Annotated in this window: 13 protein-coding genes; 10 read left to right on the top strand and 3 right to left on the bottom strand. The window is 44.2% G+C overall.

Features of this window, described 5'->3' with window-relative positions; all coding sequences use genetic code 11:
* Window positions 1-201: 201 nt before the first annotated feature.
* Window positions 202-6,165: a SpaA isopeptide-forming pilin-related protein gene (locus MKX38_RS18560; RefSeq protein ID WP_339188000.1), complete on the top strand. Its 5,964-nt coding sequence runs from the start codon at window positions 202-204 to the stop codon at window positions 6,163-6,165.
* Between the two features lie 97 nt (window positions 6,166-6,262).
* Complete coding sequence (locus MKX38_RS18555; protein ID WP_015251045.1) at window positions 6,263-6,901, top strand: class A sortase; 639 nt, start codon at window positions 6,263-6,265, stop codon at window positions 6,899-6,901.
* Between the two features lie 139 nt (window positions 6,902-7,040).
* Here the strand turns inward: MKX38_RS18555 and MKX38_RS18550 are convergent, their stop codons facing one another.
* Window positions 7,041-7,451 (bottom strand): YwpF-like family protein, encoded by a 411-nt coding sequence (locus tag MKX38_RS18550; RefSeq protein WP_003227794.1) that lies wholly within the window; start codon window positions 7,449-7,451, stop codon window positions 7,041-7,043.
* Between the two features lie 174 nt (window positions 7,452-7,625).
* Here MKX38_RS18550 and ywpG point away from each other — a divergent pair, with 174 nt between their 5' ends.
* The 4 genes from ywpG to ywpJ all read left to right on the top strand — a co-directional run bounded on the left by ywpG (window position 7,626) and on the right by ywpJ (window position 10,290).
* Window positions 7,626-8,009: a DynA interaction protein YwpG gene (ywpG, locus tag MKX38_RS18545; protein WP_014478204.1), complete on the top strand. Its 384-nt coding sequence runs from the start codon at window positions 7,626-7,628 to the stop codon at window positions 8,007-8,009.
* Window positions 8,010-8,085: 76 nt separating this feature from the next.
* On the top strand, window positions 8,086-8,427 hold the full coding sequence (ssbB, locus tag MKX38_RS18540; RefSeq protein ID WP_014478203.1) for a single-stranded DNA-binding protein SsbB: 342 nt from the start codon (window positions 8,086-8,088) through the stop codon (window positions 8,425-8,427).
* Window positions 8,428-8,650: 223 nt separating this feature from the next.
* Window positions 8,651-9,427, top strand: coding sequence for a transcriptional regulator GlcR (gene glcR / locus MKX38_RS18535; protein ID WP_003244075.1), 777 nt, complete (start codon window positions 8,651-8,653; stop codon window positions 9,425-9,427).
* A gap of 5 nt (window positions 9,428-9,432) precedes the next feature.
* Window positions 9,433-10,290: a phosphatase YwpJ gene (gene ywpJ, locus MKX38_RS18530; protein WP_339187997.1), complete on the top strand. Its 858-nt coding sequence runs from the start codon at window positions 9,433-9,435 to the stop codon at window positions 10,288-10,290.
* Between the two features lie 127 nt (window positions 10,291-10,417).
* Here the strand turns inward: ywpJ and MKX38_RS18525 are convergent, their stop codons facing one another.
* Together MKX38_RS18525 and MKX38_RS18520 are read right to left on the bottom strand one after the other, a co-directional pair.
* Window positions 10,418-13,186: a DEAD/DEAH box helicase gene (locus MKX38_RS18525; protein ID WP_339187994.1), complete on the bottom strand. Its 2,769-nt coding sequence runs from the start codon at window positions 13,184-13,186 to the stop codon at window positions 10,418-10,420.
* Window positions 13,173-14,783 carry an SWIM zinc finger family protein gene (locus tag MKX38_RS18520; RefSeq protein WP_021480778.1) on the bottom strand — a complete coding sequence of 537 codons (1,611 nt, stop codon included), beginning with the start codon at window positions 14,781-14,783 and terminating at the stop codon, window positions 13,173-13,175. The genes MKX38_RS18525 and MKX38_RS18520 overlap by 14 nt, the downstream gene beginning before the upstream one ends.
* Window positions 14,784-14,986: 203 nt before the next feature.
* Here MKX38_RS18520 and MKX38_RS18515 point away from each other — a divergent pair, with 203 nt between their 5' ends.
* The 4 genes from MKX38_RS18515 (at window position 14,987) to MKX38_RS18500 (ending at window position 17,629) form a co-directional block, all read left to right on the top strand.
* Window positions 14,987-15,130: a hypothetical protein gene (locus tag MKX38_RS18515; protein ID WP_003242876.1), complete on the top strand. Its 144-nt coding sequence runs from the start codon at window positions 14,987-14,989 to the stop codon at window positions 15,128-15,130.
* 233 nt (window positions 15,131-15,363) lie between these two features.
* The gene (gene tkmA, locus MKX38_RS18510) at window positions 15,364-16,110 is read left to right on the top strand and encodes a protein-tyrosine kinase activator TkmA (protein WP_080529894.1); all 747 of its coding nucleotides are present in this window, start codon (window positions 15,364-15,366) and stop codon (window positions 16,108-16,110) included.
* Entirely contained in the window at window positions 16,100-16,816 is a 717-nt protein-coding gene (gene ptkA / locus MKX38_RS18505) for a tyrosine-protein kinase PtkA (protein WP_032722670.1), read from the top strand. The genes tkmA and ptkA overlap by 11 nt, the downstream gene beginning before the upstream one ends.
* A gap of 48 nt (window positions 16,817-16,864) precedes the next feature.
* Window positions 16,865-17,629: a tyrosine-protein phosphatase gene (locus MKX38_RS18500; protein WP_029726032.1), complete on the top strand. Its 765-nt coding sequence runs from the start codon at window positions 16,865-16,867 to the stop codon at window positions 17,627-17,629.
* Window positions 17,630-17,712 lie beyond the last annotated feature (83 nt).

Here is a 17,712-nt window from a genome sequence, read left to right as displayed (position 1 = left end):
CACTTCAATCATACATGATTTCTGAGTTGTACAGAAATTGTATAGTTCCATTTCATACAATGTAGTTTGGTTCGGATGGTAAATCTTAGTTTTGAAACTCATTCGGTATTAGCAGTTCTTTTTGGGGGATGAGACATGATGTTATGGTCTCGCGGATCAATCGGCAAGTGAAAGATAGATAAGAAAGGGAGGAATGAAAAGTTGAGAACGAGGAGTTTTCCCTTAGGGCTGAAAAAAAGCGGGCGGATCGTTATGATCATAAGCCTTGCCATCTTTTTCTTCTTCAGCCAGATTGCCAGCTATACTCTTACGGCACAGGCTGTGGATGTAACGTCCAGTGACAGCCAATTTTTCGATTTGGTAACAGTTAAGGACGCCAAAGGCCAGATAGTTGACGGATCAAAAGGAAACGAACCGGCACTAACACCGGGGGACGAAGTGACACTGACATATGAATGGTCATTGAAAAAAGACAAAAAAGCAGATAGCGAACAGGATATCAATGTGGAGATACCTAAAAGCTTTACATTTGATAAAGGTGCTGAAGGTGAGATCAAATCTGCTGATCAGGTCATCGGCAGCTATCAAGTGCCGGCGGGCAGCAGCACCATGACAGTAAAATTAACAACTGCATCCGCGGATTCTCTTGATGCCAAGGGGACCATTACACTGCCAGCTAAGTTTACTGCAGATGTAAAAGAAGATGAACATACAGCAGCAGCCCTTTTTCAGCTAGGCGGAGGCAAAACCCAGCAGGTGATCATTCCTGTTAAGAAAGAGGAGACACCAGATGCCGAGGCGGAAGAGCCAAAAAACGACTCTTCTGATACTGCGGGTGATCAGGAAGGGAAAGATGACAAACCTGCACCTTCAGTCAGCAAGGATCAAAAAGAGGAAGAACAGCAGCCGTCAGATGACTCTAAGAGCGGCGAAGCCTCTAAGAGTGATGATTCAAAAAAAGTGTCATCCTCAAGTCAATCAGCTTTCAAAAGCTTGCAAACTGAAGAAAAACAAATCACGCAACATATTTTAACTGGCGTGACGTTGACGGACGAAAACGGAAAGCCATATGACAAGGGCAATCGCGCCAATACGAATTCTCCGGTGAAAATTTCAATTGATTGGGCTATTCCTGACGATTTAGGAAAAACGATCAATGCCGGCGATAAATATGAATTTGATTTGCCTAAAGAATTTATTATGCATAATGACATTGTGAACCTGCCGTTAGGCGCCGGAGACACCACCTACGGGACATTTTCTATTGATACGAACGGACATGTGGTGATGACATTTAACGGCGAGGTAAAAGAAAGTTCTAATGTCAAAGGCACATTGGTTATCAATACGCAGTTCAACGAGAAAAAAATAACGGGTTCGACAACACAAAAGATTCCAGTCCCTGTGAATGCCGATACTCCTGAAACAACAGTTTATTTTAAACCCAATGTGAGTAAAACCATTGATAAATCAGGTGTGCTGGATAAAGGCATCAACCCTGGTAAAGTAACATGGACGGTCGATGTCAATAAAAAGTTGGATCAAGTCAAAAATGCCAAACTCGCGGAAAGCCTTCCAGATGGCGTAATCTACCGTTCAGTTAAAGTGTATGAACTCAATGTGAACATTGATGGTTCTGTCAGCAGAGGAAATGAAGTTTCTTCCGGCTACAGTGTTGATTCAAAAGGAAATGTCACATTTGAAGGGACAATTGATTCAGCCTACCGCCTTGTATACGAAACCGACATTGACAATGGTGCGAAGCCGAGTGAAGGCGGAAATATAACGCTGACAAATAAGGCGGCATTCAGCGGAGACAACCTGGAACCCATTTCTGCAGAAGCCACTGTTGCAGCCAAGTATGGAAAAATGATCGCGAAATCATCGACCGGCTATGATGGAGAATCTCAAACATTCAGCTGGGCTCTTGCATACAACTACGGTGAGAAACAGATCGACCAATCCAAGGCCAGCATTAAAGATTCTTTTGGAACTGGTGATTTGCATCTTGTGAAAGATTCTTTGAAGGTTATTCCTATTACCTTTGGTCAGAATGGCAGCGAGCAAGCGGGCAGGCCTTTAAAGGAAGGCGAGGACTACACGCTCATCGATAATGGAAGCGGATTTGAAGTCAAATTTAATAAAAACGTAACGAGCGCTTACAAAATCACATATCAAACAAAGGTCAACAGCGGAGTGATCATTGATAAATCTACAACATACACCAATAGCGTTGTGACCGGAACAGGGGATTCAAAAGAAGCTTCTGGAATAGCCATTCAGCAAAATCTCATCAAAGGATATTCAAACGTTGATTATGAGAAGAAGACGGTTGATTGGACGATTACAGTTAATAAAAATAAATACTTGATGAACAATTGGACTTTGGATGATCAATTTGAAAGCGGCGGAATGGTTCTGCTTGATGAATCGTTCAAGCTTCAAGACACAACGAACAACAAAACATTACAGAAAGACAAAGACTACACGTTAACAAAAAAACCTGATCATAAAGGCTTTACTTTGGCATTGATCGGGGATTATGCAAAAACAGACAGTCAATTTAAGATCACTTATACGACAACGTTCAATGCCGATTATTCTAACGAAAGCGTTAAGAATACAGCTCAGTCGACATGGACTGATCAAAACGGCAATGAGCGCACGAATAAGGTATCAAGCGGTTTTACGCCGAATAATCAGACGACAAACAATGGTTTCAAGAACGGTTCATACAACGCGGTTTCAAAGGAAATCACGTGGAAAATCGGCGTCAATTATAATGGCGAGCCGACGAAAAACCCTTATATCAAAGATGCCATAACAGATCCTCAGCAATTTGTGCCGGGTTCCGTTGTGGTTAAGAGCTATACGATCAATAAAAACGGCTCCATCACAGAAGGAGACGCGCTTGATCCTTCCAAGTATGATGTCGAAGAGCCTTCTGCAAAAAATGAACGCACGCTGACGGTACACCTTAAAACAGGCGATTCTGTACCATATCTGATTGAGTTTAAGACATCACTCAAAGGACAGGTCATTGATCAGAATCAGTACACAAACAAGGCAACCTACTATAATGACGGCTATGCAGACCGCACGTTAACAGGCTCTGTTTCAGTTGCGAACGGAGGAAGCCTGGTTTTCAAAGGCGGCAAACAAAATGGAAGCTACATCGATTGGAACATCAATGTCAACTCCAGCCAATCAACGCTGGATGACGTAAAAGTTACTGACACGCCGGATGAAAATCAAATACTAGATGCAGATTCTTTTAAAGTATATCAAGCAAAATATGATGAAAACGGAGTGGTCAAAGACAGCAGCGGAAATCTGACCGCGGGAGATGTCGAGCTTCAAAAAGACAAAGACTACACGTTAGACATCAAAACGGACAATACAACAGGTGAACAATCGTTTGTCCTGAAATTCATAGGCAGCTATAAGCAAATTGATCGCGCCTATGTGATCAAATACCGGTCTCTGATTAACATAGCCGGCACGAGCGGCCATGTTAAAAATAAGGTGTCCATTTCAGGAACAAATGTGAAGGAGCAGACTCAAGAAAACAGCAGCTCGATCTTTGTTGCCATTTCAAGCGGCGACGGTTCCGGATCCGGAGAAAAAGGAAGCCTGACGATTTTTAAGACTGGAGAGGACGATAAAGCTCTTGAAGGAGCAGAATTCCAGTTATGGTCTGAGGACTCCAAACAGCTCCTCCGCACTGGTACGACGGATGCCGGCGGGAAGCTTACATTCGGAAATATTCGCTACGGTTCCTATGTATTAAAAGAAGTAAAAGCGCCTGACGGATATACCATCAGTGATGCTTATGCAAAAGGAGTCTCTGTAAAGATAGACAGCAACTCCTCCAAGCCAGGAGCGCTGTACAAAGTCGTAAATCAACAGAACAAGGTGACGCTTATCAAACAAGACGAACAAAACAATCCTTTGGCGGGTGCTGTTTTTAAGCTGGAGAAAAAATCAAATGACGGCACCTATACTCTCATACGAACAGATATAAAATCTGATAAAAACGGAAAAGTAGAAATGAACGGTTTGCCGGCGGGCTACTATCGCTTGACAGAAACACAAGCTCCTGAAGGCTTTATCGTAAATACAAAAGCGATTCATTTCTCAATCGCAAAGAATGAAAAGAATCAAGTGTCTGACGTCAATTTGGGGGCAATGACCAATTATCAAGGAAAAGTATCTCTGACGAAGGAAAATGCTGAAGGCCAGAAACTTGAAGGCGCAGTATTCAACATTGTCGATCAAGATGGAAAGATCGTTCAAGAGAAGCTGACTTCAGATAAAGACGGAAAAATTGAGGCTTCGGGTCTTGCACCGGGCCATTACGCCTTTGTGGAAACAAAAGCGCCAGCCGGCTATGTGCTGAATACAAAGAAAAAAGAATTTACCATCTCAGCATCTGCAGCAGGAAAGCCTGAAGCCGCAGATGCTGGAATCGCCGTTAACGATAAAGGCTCTGTTGAGCTGACGAAGGAAGATGCAGATGGCCAGAAGCTTGAAGAAGCCGTCTTTAAGATTATCGACAAGGAAGGTAATACGGTTCAAGAAGGACTGACCTCAGATAAAAACGAGAAAGTCACAGCTTCAGGCCTTGCACCGGGACAATACGCTTTTGTTGAAACGAAAGCGCCAGCGGGCTATGTGCTGAATACAGAGAAAATTGAGTTTGAGATCTCTGATTCCTCTGAAGGAAAGCCTGAAGCTACAGATGCCGGGATCGCTACTAACCATAAAGGCACCATTGAGTTGACGAAGGAAAATGCTGAAGGCAAGAAGCTTGAAGGTGCAGTTTTTAACATTGTCGACGAAAAAGGAAATACGGTTCAAGAAGAGCTGACTTCCGATAAAGACGGAAAAGTGAAGGCTTCAGATCTTGCGCCGGGACGCTACGCCTTTGTTGAAACGAAAGCGCCAGACGGTTATGTGCTGAACACGGAGAAAATAGAGTTTACCATTTCTGAATCAGCAGCAGGAAAGCCAAAATCCGCGGATGCCGGGATCGCCGTGAACTATCAAGGATCGGTTCAGCTGATGAAGGAAGATCAAGATGGAAAAGGCTTGGCAGGCGCGGTATTCAAAATTACGGACAGCAATGGGAAAACAGTGAGAGACGATCTAGTCTCAAAAGAAGGCGGTAAAATTGAAGTTGACGGGTTAGCGCCGGGAAGCTATCAATTTATCGAAAAACAGGCGCCAGATGGATATCTTTTATCCGAAAAGCCAGTGTCATTCACCATTAAAGCAGAATATGGCGGCAAACCTGAGCAAGTGAAAGCAACAGCGGTTAATACGAAGAACCTTGTTGTCCTCACCAAAGTGGATCAGCATGATCAGCATAAAGTTCTGCAAGGTGCGGAGTTCAATTTGACAGATGCCAACGGCAAAGTGCTGAAGTCCGGTTTGGTTACCGATGACAAAGGACAAATCACGGTGCACGGCCTTAAAGCTGGCGAATATCAGTTTGTTGAAACAAAAGCGCCTAAAGATTATGAGTTGGACCAAACTCCTATATCGTTCAAGATCACAAACACAGACACGAAAACAGTCGAAATCACCGCGGAAAACATATTGGCACCAGGTGACGTAAATGTGAAAAAAGTGGATCAAGACGATAAAAATACCGTTTTGGAGGGCGCTGAATTCAAGTTATTGGATGAAAGCGGCAAGCCTGTAAAAACTGACGGGTATGGAAAAGAGCTTTCTGAACTCTGGAAAACAGATCAAAATGGGCAGTTCACTGTAAAAGGCCTTGCGCCGGGAAGCTACCAGTTGATTGAAACGAAGGCACCCGAAGGTTACAAACTTGACGAAACACCGATTGAATTCACAATTGAAAAAGGACAGTCAAAAGCTGTTGAGATCGTTGTTTCTAATCAAAAAGTGAAAACACCAACGCCTGATAAGCATGATCATCCTGATAAACCTGCACCGGGTGGAAATGGAAAAGATGATGGAGATCATCCGAATAACAATGGTACAGATGGCAGCTCGGATGGTCAGTCGAACACAGACAAAACCCTCCCAAAAACCGGAGATACAGACAGCATGCTGACAGCAATGATCGGTATCCTGCTGCTTATGGCAGGCGGAGGCTTAGCTGTTGCCTCAAGAAAGAAACAAAGAAAAGGATAAAGTTGAAGGCACCTGATCATCGAAGAATCGATCAGGTGCTTTTTTGAAAAGTGACACGAAGCGTTTTTAGAAGGATGCATAAGAAAGGGTTTTTTGCATGTACAAGAAAATGATCATTACAGTGTTCATCCTTTTCGGACTGCTGCTGATCTCTTCTCCTTATATCAAAGGTGGAATTATAGCTTATCTTAGCAAAAGCCAGAGTGAATCGGCCTTAACTGTGGAGCAGTTGAAAAAAAATAATGAGAGAGAAGCGGAATTTGAATTTGATTCAATCGAGCCGCCTGAGTTAATGGATGCTGTAAAGGCCGGCTTTGATCACGATCAAAAAGCGGTTATCGGGCGGATAACAATTAAAAGTGTCGATCTGGAGCTTCCGATCGTAAAAGGCACAACCAATGAAAATCTTTTGATAGGGGCGGCAACAATGCGCCCGGATCAAAAAATGGGTGAGGGAAATTATCCGTTGGCGGGCCATCATTTGAAGCAAAAGAATCTTCTGTTCGGACCTCTGGAAAACATAAAAACAGGTGCCCAAATTGTCATCACGGATTTTAAAAAGGATTATATCTATTCTGTAACATCTAAAGACATCATATCGGAAATGGGTGCAGATGTAATTGAGGAGACGAACAAAAAAGAGATTACGTTAATCACATGTGACAAGGCGGTCAAAACTGAAGGGCGCCTTGTTGTGAAAGGGGAATTGGTTGATTCTTTTGGCCATACAAATTAAATATGCAAGAGTGAAAGCACGAAAAGAAAAGCTGCCGTTTAAAACGGCAGCTTTTTTCATGCAGAACATATCTATTCTAAATGTTTATTGTGATGCTCTTCGGTTCTGTGTCTGTTTTGGGGAACATGCCCCCTCGTATTTATAACTTTTGTTTAAATGCCTCAATGAGTTTTGTTCCTGTATAGCCCTCTTTTACAAGGGACTCGAGAATGGTTTCAGTGCCCTGCTGTTTTCTTGTGACCATTTGTCCGTAGAGTAAAACCTGAATGCTTTCTTCCAGCTTGACGATATTTTTCACTGCTGCTGTCAGCTGGGCGGGGCGATTGCTTTTTTTCGTGATCGTTACAAATACTTTGGCTTCAGATTGGCTGTTTTGAAGCTGTTCAAAAAAAGACAGATGTTCTTTCTGTACAAGCGCCTCAATCAGCCAGTGATTTTCACCGTCTTCTTTATTTATAATCAGTCCGTCAATAAGGGGAAACTGTTCGATTGATTGTTCTTCCTTGTCCACTCGTTCCACATTCAGGTCAACCAGTTTAAAGGTTTTCATTTCTTCTCACCCCGATTACTTCCAAAGTTTTCTTGCCTTCCATTATAACATAAACGTTTTCGAGGAAAAAATCCTGCAATGCTGGGGCTAAAGAATTTTGTATGAGCGAAACATTTAATAATTTCTATTTTTTCATTATACTGTAACTGACTATGGATTACGGAGAGATGTGGTATGAATCAATTTCGTTTAAAAGAAATTTATATTGACGGCGCTCCTTCTGAAAGCCATTTGATTCAAAAGGAAGTAACATATATGTTAAGCCGTAAAGAAGTGTTTGAGGTTCATCTGAACAAAAAAGGAAGAATAAGTTTTTTATACGAAACACAAGATGGCATGGAGCAGTATAAAATCAAGCTGTCAATGCCGGAAAAAAAATTGAGCTTTCAGTGGTTTGCGTGGGATGGCTCTTCCTATGTGCGCATGAATACGCAAAACTGGCTGACAAAGCAAATCTTTTTCCGTTTTTTAAAAAGTACATATTTCTTCAAAGGAAAAAAGCAAAAGATGTTTTTAGCTGAAGGAAAAATGAAAACGAAAGATAAAAACAGAGGCTGAAAGCCATTTTTAAGCGTTTTTCTTTTCTTGTTGCATCATTTACAATACATACAACCGCAAGGAGAGGAGGAATCGCATGTTCAATCAGGTCATGCTTGTCGGACGTCTTACAAAAGATCCTGATCTTCGCTACACTTCCGCCGGTGCGGCAGTTGCACATGTTACGCTCGCGGTGAACCGCAGCTTCAAGAATGCTTCAGGTGAAATCGAAGCTGATTACGTCAATTGCACACTTTGGAGAAAAACAGCTGAAAACACGGCGTTGTATTGCCAAAAAGGTTCTCTCGTCGGCGTAAGCGGACGGATTCAGACAAGAAGCTATGAAAACGCGGAAGGCGTTAACGTGTATGTAACAGAAGTGTTAGCTGACACTGTTCGTTTTATGGACCCTAAACCCCGGGAAAAAGCTGCTGATTGACACCCCTGCTCCTCCCGTTATCTATCCATTCACTATTATCCGGATCTTCGCATCATCCCCTCAAAATTGACCAGTCGACCAGACTGGTTCTTTCTTTTTGCCTACTTAGGAAAAATTGGTTCTCTCGACGCATTTTTACTTAAAACCACTTATTAATGTTGAATAAAATCAAATAAAAACTTATAATTACTTATAAATGATTGCTGAGAAAAGGAATGAGGGCGTGTACCAAGAAGAAAGATTAGTAGCGATTTTGGATTTTTTAAAACAGCATAACCGAATTACAACGGAGCAGATCTGTACGCTCCTGCAAGTGTCAAGGGATACAGCGCGACGAGATCTTGTGAAACTTGAGGAACAGAATGCCATCATCCGCACAAGAGGCGGCGCCATTTTGCCGACTGTGCATCAGAAAATTCAAAGCTATTCCGGCCGCCTGAAAACAGTGTCTGAGGAAAAAAATAAGATCGGCAGGCTTGCAGCATCGCTTATTCATGATGGAGACCGGGTGATTTTAGACGCCTCTACAACTGTTCAGGCATGTGCAAAGCATTTGAATGCGGTTGATTGTACGGTAATCACCAATTCGATTAATCTTGCGGATGTGCTGTCCGATAAAGAGGGAATTGAAATTTATCTGCTGGGAGGCAAGCTGGAAAAGGAGCACCGCTTTCTGTACGGGTCCTCTGTGATTGAAAAGCTCTCAAGCTACCATGTTGATAAAGCGCTGATTGGTGTGGTCGGTATTTCCGAACATGGCATTACAATTGCGCATGAAGAGGATGGCATGGTGAAGCGGAAAATGATACAGCAGGCAAAGCAAGTCATCGCGCTTGCAGATCATTCGAAGCTGGGCAGCACCAGTTTTTATCAGTATGCGGAGCTGAATGAAATCGACCTTTTGATTACAGACAGGCTGCCGAATCAGGCATTTTGTGACTTGCTTGATCGAAACGGCGTTGAGCTTCTCGTGACAGAGCAGGATGAAGGAAAGGACTGACAAACGTGAAATTAATTGCGATTGATTTAGATGGAACCTTATTCAACAGCAAGCATCAGGTAAGCTTGGAAAATGAAAACGCACTGCGGCAGGCGCAGCGGGATGGCATTGAAGTGGTGGTGTCAACTGGGCGCGCTCATTTTGACGTCATGTCAATCTTTGAACCGCTGGGGATCAAAACATGGGTGATCAGTGCAAACGGCGCCGTCATTCACGATCCCGACGGCAGGCTTTATCATCACGAAACGATTGATAAGAAACGGGCGTATGACATTCTCTCATGGCTTGAGTCGGAAAACTATTATTATGAGGTATTCACAGGTTCAGCGATTTATACGCCGCAAAACGGCAGAGAACTTCTTGATGTTGAGCTGGACAGATTTAGAAGCGCAAACCCGGAAACAGATCTTTCTGTCCTTAAGCAGGCGGCCGAGGTGCAATACAGCCAATCGGGCTTTGCTTACATTAACTCTTTTCAAGAGCTGTTTGAAGCCGATCAGCCAATCGATTTTTACAATATTCTCGGCTTTTCTTTCTTCAAAGAAAAGCTTGAGGCAGGCTGGAAAAGATATGAGCATGCCGAAGATTTGACGCTTGTCAGTTCGGCTGAGCACAACTTTGAGCTTTCTTCCCGCAAAGCTTCCAAGGGGCAGGCGCTGAAGAGGCTTGCAAAACAGCTGAATATTCCGCTCGAGTTAACCGCTGCTGTAGGTGACAGTTTAAATGACAAATCGATGCTGGAGGCTGCGGGAAAAGGTGTAGCGATGGGCAATGCCCGGGAAGACATCAAATCGATAGCCGATGCTGTCACCTTAACCAATGACGAACATGGTGTCGCACATATGATGAAACATTTGCTGTAGGTATATGTGCTGCTCCAAAAGCGCATCCTGTTGATATAACCGGCGTAACGGATTTTTTGGAGATTCGGCGTGACGGCTATGAACGGAAAAAAGCTGGCTCTATCAGAGCCAGCTTTTTTAGTCATGATCATTGCGCTGTAGCGCTTAATGTAAACAGTTCTTCAAGCTCCTGTGTGGAAAGCTCGGTAATCCAGTTTTCACTTTGGATAATTTGATCGTTCAGGGTTTGCTTGGATTCAAGCATGACATCAATTTTTTCCTCGATTGTTCCCGTCGTAATCATTTTATGAACGTGGACAAAGCGCTCCTGGCCTATGCGGTATGCACGGTCAGTCGCTTGATTTTCAACCGCCGGGTTCCACCATCTGTCATAATGGATGACGTGATTGGCGGCAGTCAAATTAAGTCCGGTGCCCCCAGCTTTGAGTGAAAGAATCAGTGTCGGATATTCTTTCCTTTGAAATTTCTCAACGAGTGTATCCCGCTCTTGCTTGGAGAGACTCCCGTTTAAAAATTGCACAGGTTCCCCGAACGTTTTTTCAAGCAGCCGCTTCATCATGTTCCCCATCTGAATGTATTGCGTGAAAATCAGGCAGCTTTCGTTTTGGGCGCGGATCGCTGTCATCAGTTCCAGCAATTTTTCGAGCTTGACTGATCTGCCGGCCAGCAGCTCGGTTTGCTCTTCCTTTAAATAAAGCGCGGGATGATCGCATATTTGCTTGAGCCGTCCAAGCATGCTGAGGATCAGCGCTTTTCGCTGCATGCCGGTCAGTGATGTCATATGGTCAAAAGTGTCTTTGACGAGCTGCTCATAAAGGGATGCCTGCTCGGCTGACAGCGGGATAAATTCTTTTTCTTCCAGCTTCTCAGGAAGATTAAGCGCGACCTCTTCATCCCGTTTCGTCCGGCGGAGAAGGAATGGCCGGATTAATTGCTGAAGCTGTCCGATTCTCTTTTCGTCCCGGTCTTTTTCGATCGGCAGCACATAGCGTTTATGGAAGCCGGTCAAACTGCCGAGGTAGCCTTTATTCATGAAGTCAAAAATGGACCACAGCTCAGTCAGGCGGTTTTCCATTGGCGTGCCGCTCAGCGCGATATGGTGAAGCCCCTTCAGCTTCCTGATTGCGCGTGATTGCTTCGTATGCGCGTTTTTAATATTTTGCGCTTCATCGAGGCAGATCGTGTTCCATGTCACAGAAGAAAGCTCTTCAGTATCGGCATGTGACAGACCGTATGAAGTGAGCACCACGTCTGCGTTTTCATAATGCGCGGCGAAATCATCACCCTTTGGCCGGCGCGGCCCATAATGGAGCGCGACAGACAGATCAGGGGCAAAGGTTTGAAGCTCCCGCTGCCAGTTGCCAAGTACGGATGTCGGCGCAATAATCAAATGAGGCGTTTTTTGCCGGCCGCTTTCCTTCACGTGAAGGAAATAGGCGATCATTTGAATCGTTTTCCCAAGCCCCATATCGTCAGCCAGACAGGCGCCAAAACCGCTTTCCCGCAGAAACAGCAGCCAGTTCATGCCGTATTTCTGATAAGGGCGGAGCGTTCCTTTGAAAGAAGGACTGACTTCGTGCTCCGGCAGGTTTTCCGCGGCAGTGAGCTTTCGAATCAGTGACCTGAGCTGTTTAGACAGATCAAACTGAATGCCGGCAAAAGCAGATGTATCAATCAGGTCCGAATCCTCAAGTCCGCCATCCTGCTGATCCATTAGCTCGCGCGCCAGAATATCAGACATGTGGAGTCCCTCTGATTCTGCTTTTTCCATCAGGCGTTTCATCTGTTTGATAAACTGCGGATCGATTTTAACCCATTGCCCGCGGATATTAACAAGGCGCCTGTTGCTGGCGACAAGCTCATTAAATTCATCCTCAGTCAGTTCAATTCCATTTGTCGCAAACCGCCAGTTGAAATCAAGCAGTGCATTCATGCCGACAAATGACTCGCCGCGCGGGGAGGACGACACCTTTGCTTTCAGCATCATGTTGCTGTCTCTGACAATCTGCCACCAGGACGGCAGGAGGATTTCTACCCCCATATCGACAAGCATCTCACTTGCTTCTGACAGGAAGATCCAGGCTTCTTCCTCTGAGATCAGCGTTGTCCCGGAATCAAACGACAGCCACGGAACCGTTCTGTGAAAGCGGTCCTGCTCACGCGCGATTTTATCGCTGTACGCCTGCCACGATTTTTTAAGGCTTTTCAGTCCGTCAAAGAATTCTACAGAACCGCTCTTTTTATCGCGTAAAAACATTTCGATCTTCCATTCGTCTCCGTCAAAGTCTGGTTCATTTAAGCGCAAGCCGACAGTAAATGGAGATTGGTCGTCAATCCAGCCAATGCCTTCCAGAAAATCCTCTTCATCAAGAAAATGGCCGCGGAATGACGTAACCGCAGGCGATTTCTCCTTGATATGTTCCCATTTCTCCCGCAGGTCATCGTCGTATTGGATGTAATCCTGTACGGCAGCGGAAAACCATTCCGCAGTAAAGCCTTCCAGTATATTATCGCGGTCCTTCCAGCGAAAAACACCGTTTGTCCATGCGTCATAGTCAGGCAGAAAATCGCCGTCCGCGATAAATTCATAGATGGTCGATGCCGCCTCGATCAGCGGCTCCGTTTCTTCTGTAAGCTGCACGGAGCTGAATGAGTTGAACGAGTTTTTGCCGAGAAGCTCTACAGTCATCCATGGAGATAGCAGGACAGCAGTCGTCCCGATGAAGCTGACATCCTCTAGAAAGGTTCCGTAAAATGAGGATTCATGCCATTGGAACAAATGCTTTTTCATATGGCTGTAGGGAAGAGGCTGCTCATTTTCATCAAAGGCTGAGAGCGTAAATGACCCATCTTCCATTTGTTCGACGTGGATGAGAATTTCTTTAAGACTCGCCATCAATCAACTTTCCTTTCTGCAGTTCTTCTTGAAGCGCGCGCAGGCGCTTGTAATGCGAGCTCAGCAGCTGAATATACCGCTCCCACACCTTCTGCTTTTTCGCTTTTTTGTACAGAGTGCGCAATTTTTTCAAATACCGGGCGGCTTCCTTGTACGAGCTGCGGTTCTTCTGATCAATGAAAAAAGCCACTTCTCTATGGTAAGCCGGTATAAGCGCCTCAGGGTCGCTCGCTGCAATTTCCTTGAGCATCATTTTATCCATTTCATTGATGGAAAAGCCGACAAGGCTATGAATTTCAATCCACTCGGCATAGCGTTTTTTTTCATATAAATGATGGCTGTATTCTGTGAACGTATACGGCAGACAGCCCGCGGCAAAGCGTTCAAACAGCGCTTGATCATTGGTTTGCTTCACATAGGCATTCAACAGAAGGAACAGCTCGCCGATCACATCGCGAATCTCTTTAAACGGCTTATCCAGCTTCGTATAACCCATCGCAATTGGTTCAATTTGCTGGTACCATGTTTTAAGCCGTTTCCAGTCCTTCTTGGCAGTCATTTCACTCAGCCATTGGAACGTATAAGGGAGCGCTTCCGGTGGGAATTGATCCGCTTCCGCAAAAATAACGTCATCATTCTTTTGCAGGAATTCCAAATGCAGGCGCCCGAATTGCAATTCGGGAGAAAAACGCCGTCCTGCTTCTTTTTTCAATATTTCCTGTTCGCGTGCCACCCATTTTGGCCGCGACAGCAGCGCACTCCAAATTTCACCGAAGACGCGGATGCGTTCATATTGGAAAATTTCTTCTTTCAACAGCAAAGGTCGGATAACATCCGGTGTTTTATCCAAAAACGGATCAAGCGCAAAAGACAGCGCGTACGTTTTTAATTTATCAATAGAGCTGTAGATTGTATCCATCAGCTGTTCAACGTACGGATTGAGGGAATAAAAATCTTGTTCGGGGTTTAGCTTGCCCGCTTCAATCAATGTGAACATGCGAAGCCAAACCGCAATCGCGGAATGAATCTGATACAGGCTTTTCAGCTCCGGCTTGTTCGGCGCATGTTTTTTTAATGCGGACAGGTAGCCGTAATAGAGGCCCTGCATGTTTTGGCTGCCTTCTGGCGTACGTGCCTGCCAGAGAGAAAACTCTGAATCAAAAAAAGCAAGCCAGCTTGAAAGCGATTCTTCATTAGGCAGCACCTTTTCCTGAAACTGGCGGCGGACGAGCTCTTTGCTTTCCTCAAGCTTTTCCCTCTCCAGCCAATACTCTGTAAAAGTACCCACTCGCTCGAACATTGCATATACATATAAAAACACAGCCAGCATATGGCGGCAGATTCTTCCGGACGGACATGAACAGCCGCTTTTGACTATGACAAACAAGTTCAATGTGACCCGCACAGGCACAACATCCTGCACGTAAGCCGTAACTTCCGTCGGACTCACTGCTTGTAAACGATAGACTGAATCCTGCCGATATAAAATAAGGGCTTTTTTGATCAGCTGAACATTTTCCTCATTGTAAGGAAGAAGTTCTTTTAACTGTTCAGCAGATGCCAGCACATCGTCTTTGGAAATCATATTCTGAAGCATGATTATCGCTCCTAACCGAGTCACGTAATAAAAAGATCCAATTTCTCTATTATATCGCAACACATCGGCCTTAAAAAGTTTTTCCTAAAAAAGGACATAAAAAATGGGATGTGTCGAATGATGTATTAGAGATTGCAAATTGATAACCAGCATCATATAATAATCGTGTTTTCAACTTAATGGAAGCTGAAAGGAAAAAAAAGATGAGTGAAAAGAAATTGAATCAAGAAGAATTTCTGAAAATTTTGATGCATGCACATGAAATTGGTGAGCAGTCATCTGAGATGACGACGAAGGAAATGCTTGAAAATTTGATTTCTCATATTAAAAATGGATATGCAACATAAAAATCCCGCACGCCTTTAGCGGGATTTTTTTATGCGAGATGACGTGACTGCACGAATAAGAGAAAATGAGACAGCACTGTCAACACAGTAAATATAGCGCTTACATAAAAAAGATTAGCATATCGTTTTGTAAAAAAATGTCGAATTATGTCACGTGAAAAGCTGGAGAAATGCGGTTTCAACGTTGTATAATCGTAAATGGAAAAGGATGTTATAAGAGATTTGGAGGTATCATGGGAGAATCTACTAGCTTAAAAGAGATATTATCAACGTTAACAAAACGCATACTTTTGATTATGATTGTAACCGCAGCTGCCACTGCTGCCGGCGGACTCATTAGTTTCTTCGCACTTACACCCATCTATGAAAATTCAACTCAGATTCTGGTCAACCAATCGAAAAATGAACGAAAAGAAGTTCAATTTAACGATGTCCAAACCAATCTTCAGTTAATCAATACGTACAATGTCATCATTAAAAGCCCTGCCATCTTAGATGAAGTCATTAAAGAAATGGGCCTGTCGATGACATCCCAAGAACTGAATGACAAAATTACCGTATCCAGCGAACAGGACTCCCAAGTGGTCAACATATCAGTCAGGGATGAAAACGCGGAAACAGCGGCTCATATTGCCAATACTATAGCATCTGTTTTTCAAGACAAAATCACATCCATTATGAATGTTGACAATGTCAGCATTCTGTCAAAAGCCGAGGTTTCAGAACATCCGTCCCCTGTATCGCCAAGACCGCTTCTAAACATTGCCATCGCGTTTGCGGCCGGATTGGCGGGAAGCATCGGACTGGCCTTCCTGCTTGAGCATTTGGATAATACGATCAAATCGGAAGAGCAGCTCGAATCCTTGCTGGACATACCTGTTTTAGGGACAGTTTCCACCATTGCGAATGAGCAGAAAACAGCAAAGACCTTACAGGGTTTCCAATCTGAAAAAACGGGGAGTGGACATTTTGGCGCTTAGAAAAAACAGAGACTCGCGGATGCGGAGAAATGTCATTGCAATGACAGAGCCGAAATCCTTGAACTCTGAACAATATCGGACGATTCGCACGAATATAGAATTTGCTTCAGTGGACCGGCAAATGAAATCAGTCATGATTACATCGGCTTGTCCAGGGGAAGGAAAATCAACAACGGCCGCCAACCTGGCTGTCGTATTCGCCCAACAGGGAAAAAAAGTGCTCCTGATTGATGCTGATTTGCGAAAACCAACAGTACATACGGCCTTTTTTCTTGAAAATACGGTTGGCTTAACATCTGTTTTATTAAAAAAAAGCTCTATGGAGCAGGCTGTACAAGCATCGAATGAAAAACATCTTGACGTGCTGACGAGCGGCCCGATCCCGCCAAACCCGGCCGAGCTTCTCTCCTCGAAGTGGATGAAGGAGCTTGCATACGAAGCGTGTGCGGCATATGATATGGTCATTTTTGATACGCCGCCTATTCTTGCCGTAGCAGATGCACAGATTTTAGGCAACGTGGCAGACGGTTCTGTTCTGGTTATTTCAAGCGGGAAAACAGAAAAAGAACAAGCCGCAAAAGCGAAAGAGGCGCTTGAAACGTGCAAAAGCAAGCTTCTTGGGGCGATTATGAACGGCAAAAAGCTTTCGAAGCACTCTGAATACGGATATTACGGAAACAAGGACAATTTCATGCAAAATAAATAACGTGCATCGTGCCCGTTATTTATTTTTGCGAAAAAAGGGGGCTAGGACATGATCGATATTCACTGTCACATTCTTCCCGCAATGGATGACGGGGCAGGTGATTCGGCCGACAGCATAGAAATGGCAAGAGCCGCTGTTCGTCAGGGAATCCGGACGATCATTGCGACACCTCATCATAACAACGGTGTGTATAAAAACGAGCCAGCCGCAGTCAGAGAAGCAGCAGATCAGTTAAACAAACGTTTAATCAAAGAAGACATTCCTTTACATGTGCTTCCGGGACAGGAAATCAGAATCTACGGCGAGGTGGAACAAGACCTTGCCAAACAGCAGCTGCTTTCGCTGAATGATACAAAACACATCTTGATTGAGTTTCCGTTTGATCACGTTCCCCGATATGCGGAGCAGCTTTTTTATGATTTGCAGCTGAAAGGATATATTCCGGTTATCGCCCATCCTGAACGCAACAGGGAAATTCGCGAAAACCCGTCCTTGCTGTATCATCTTGTGGAAAAAGGAGCAGCATCTCAGATTACTTCAGGAAGTCTTGCGGGGACCTTCGGCAAGCAGCTGAAAGCATTTTCTCTCCGGCTGGTTGAATCCAATTTGATCCATTTCGTAGCCTCAGATGCCCATAATGTGAAAACGAGAAATTTTCACACTCAAGAGGCTCTTTATGTTCTAGAGAAAGAATTCGGCTCGGAACTTCCTTATATGCTGACGGAAAATGCAGAGCTTCTCCTGCGGAATCAGACCATCTTCAGACAGCCTCCGCAGCCGGTCAAAAGAAGAAAATTGTTTGGTCTTTTTTAACAGCCGATTCTCATTTCACCACTTTCTTTTTGAGAGCGATATAATAGTGTATTGTATGATTGAATCACATTTCAGAAATCTGT

The organism is Bacillus sp. FSL M8-0025, assembly GCF_037975475.1.
Classification (GTDB): domain Bacteria; phylum Bacillota; class Bacilli; order Bacillales; family Bacillaceae; genus Bacillus; species Bacillus subtilis.
The sequence above is the reverse complement of the archived record's forward strand: the minus strand, read 5'-3'. Positions and strand labels throughout refer to the sequence as shown.

Excerpts from the sequence above, each read along its gene's own strand:
- MKX38_RS18555 (WP_015251045.1), top strand. The coding sequence starts at position 6,263 with ATGTACAAGAAAATGATCATTACAGTGTTCATCCTTTTCGGACTGCTG.
- MKX38_RS18550 (WP_003227794.1), bottom strand. The coding sequence starts at position 7,451 with ATGAAAACCTTTAAACTGGTTGACCTGAATGTGGAACGAGTGGACAAG.
- ywpG (WP_014478204.1), top strand. The coding sequence starts at position 7,626 with ATGAATCAATTTCGTTTAAAAGAAATTTATATTGACGGCGCTCCTTCT.
- ssbB (WP_014478203.1), top strand. The coding sequence starts at position 8,086 with ATGTTCAATCAGGTCATGCTTGTCGGACGTCTTACAAAAGATCCTGAT.
- MKX38_RS18525 (WP_339187994.1), bottom strand. The coding sequence starts at position 13,186 with ATGGCGAGTCTTAAAGAAATTCTCATCCACGTCGAACAAATGGAAGAT.
- MKX38_RS18520 (WP_021480778.1), bottom strand. The coding sequence starts at position 14,783 with ATGCTTCAGAATATGATTTCCAAAGACGATGTGCTGGCATCTGCTGAA.
- MKX38_RS18515 (WP_003242876.1), top strand. The coding sequence starts at position 14,987 with ATGAGTGAAAAGAAATTGAATCAAGAAGAATTTCTGAAAATTTTGATG.
- tkmA (WP_080529894.1), top strand. The coding sequence starts at position 15,364 with ATGGGAGAATCTACTAGCTTAAAAGAGATATTATCAACGTTAACAAAA.
- MKX38_RS18500 (WP_029726032.1), top strand. The coding sequence starts at position 16,865 with ATGATCGATATTCACTGTCACATTCTTCCCGCAATGGATGACGGGGCA.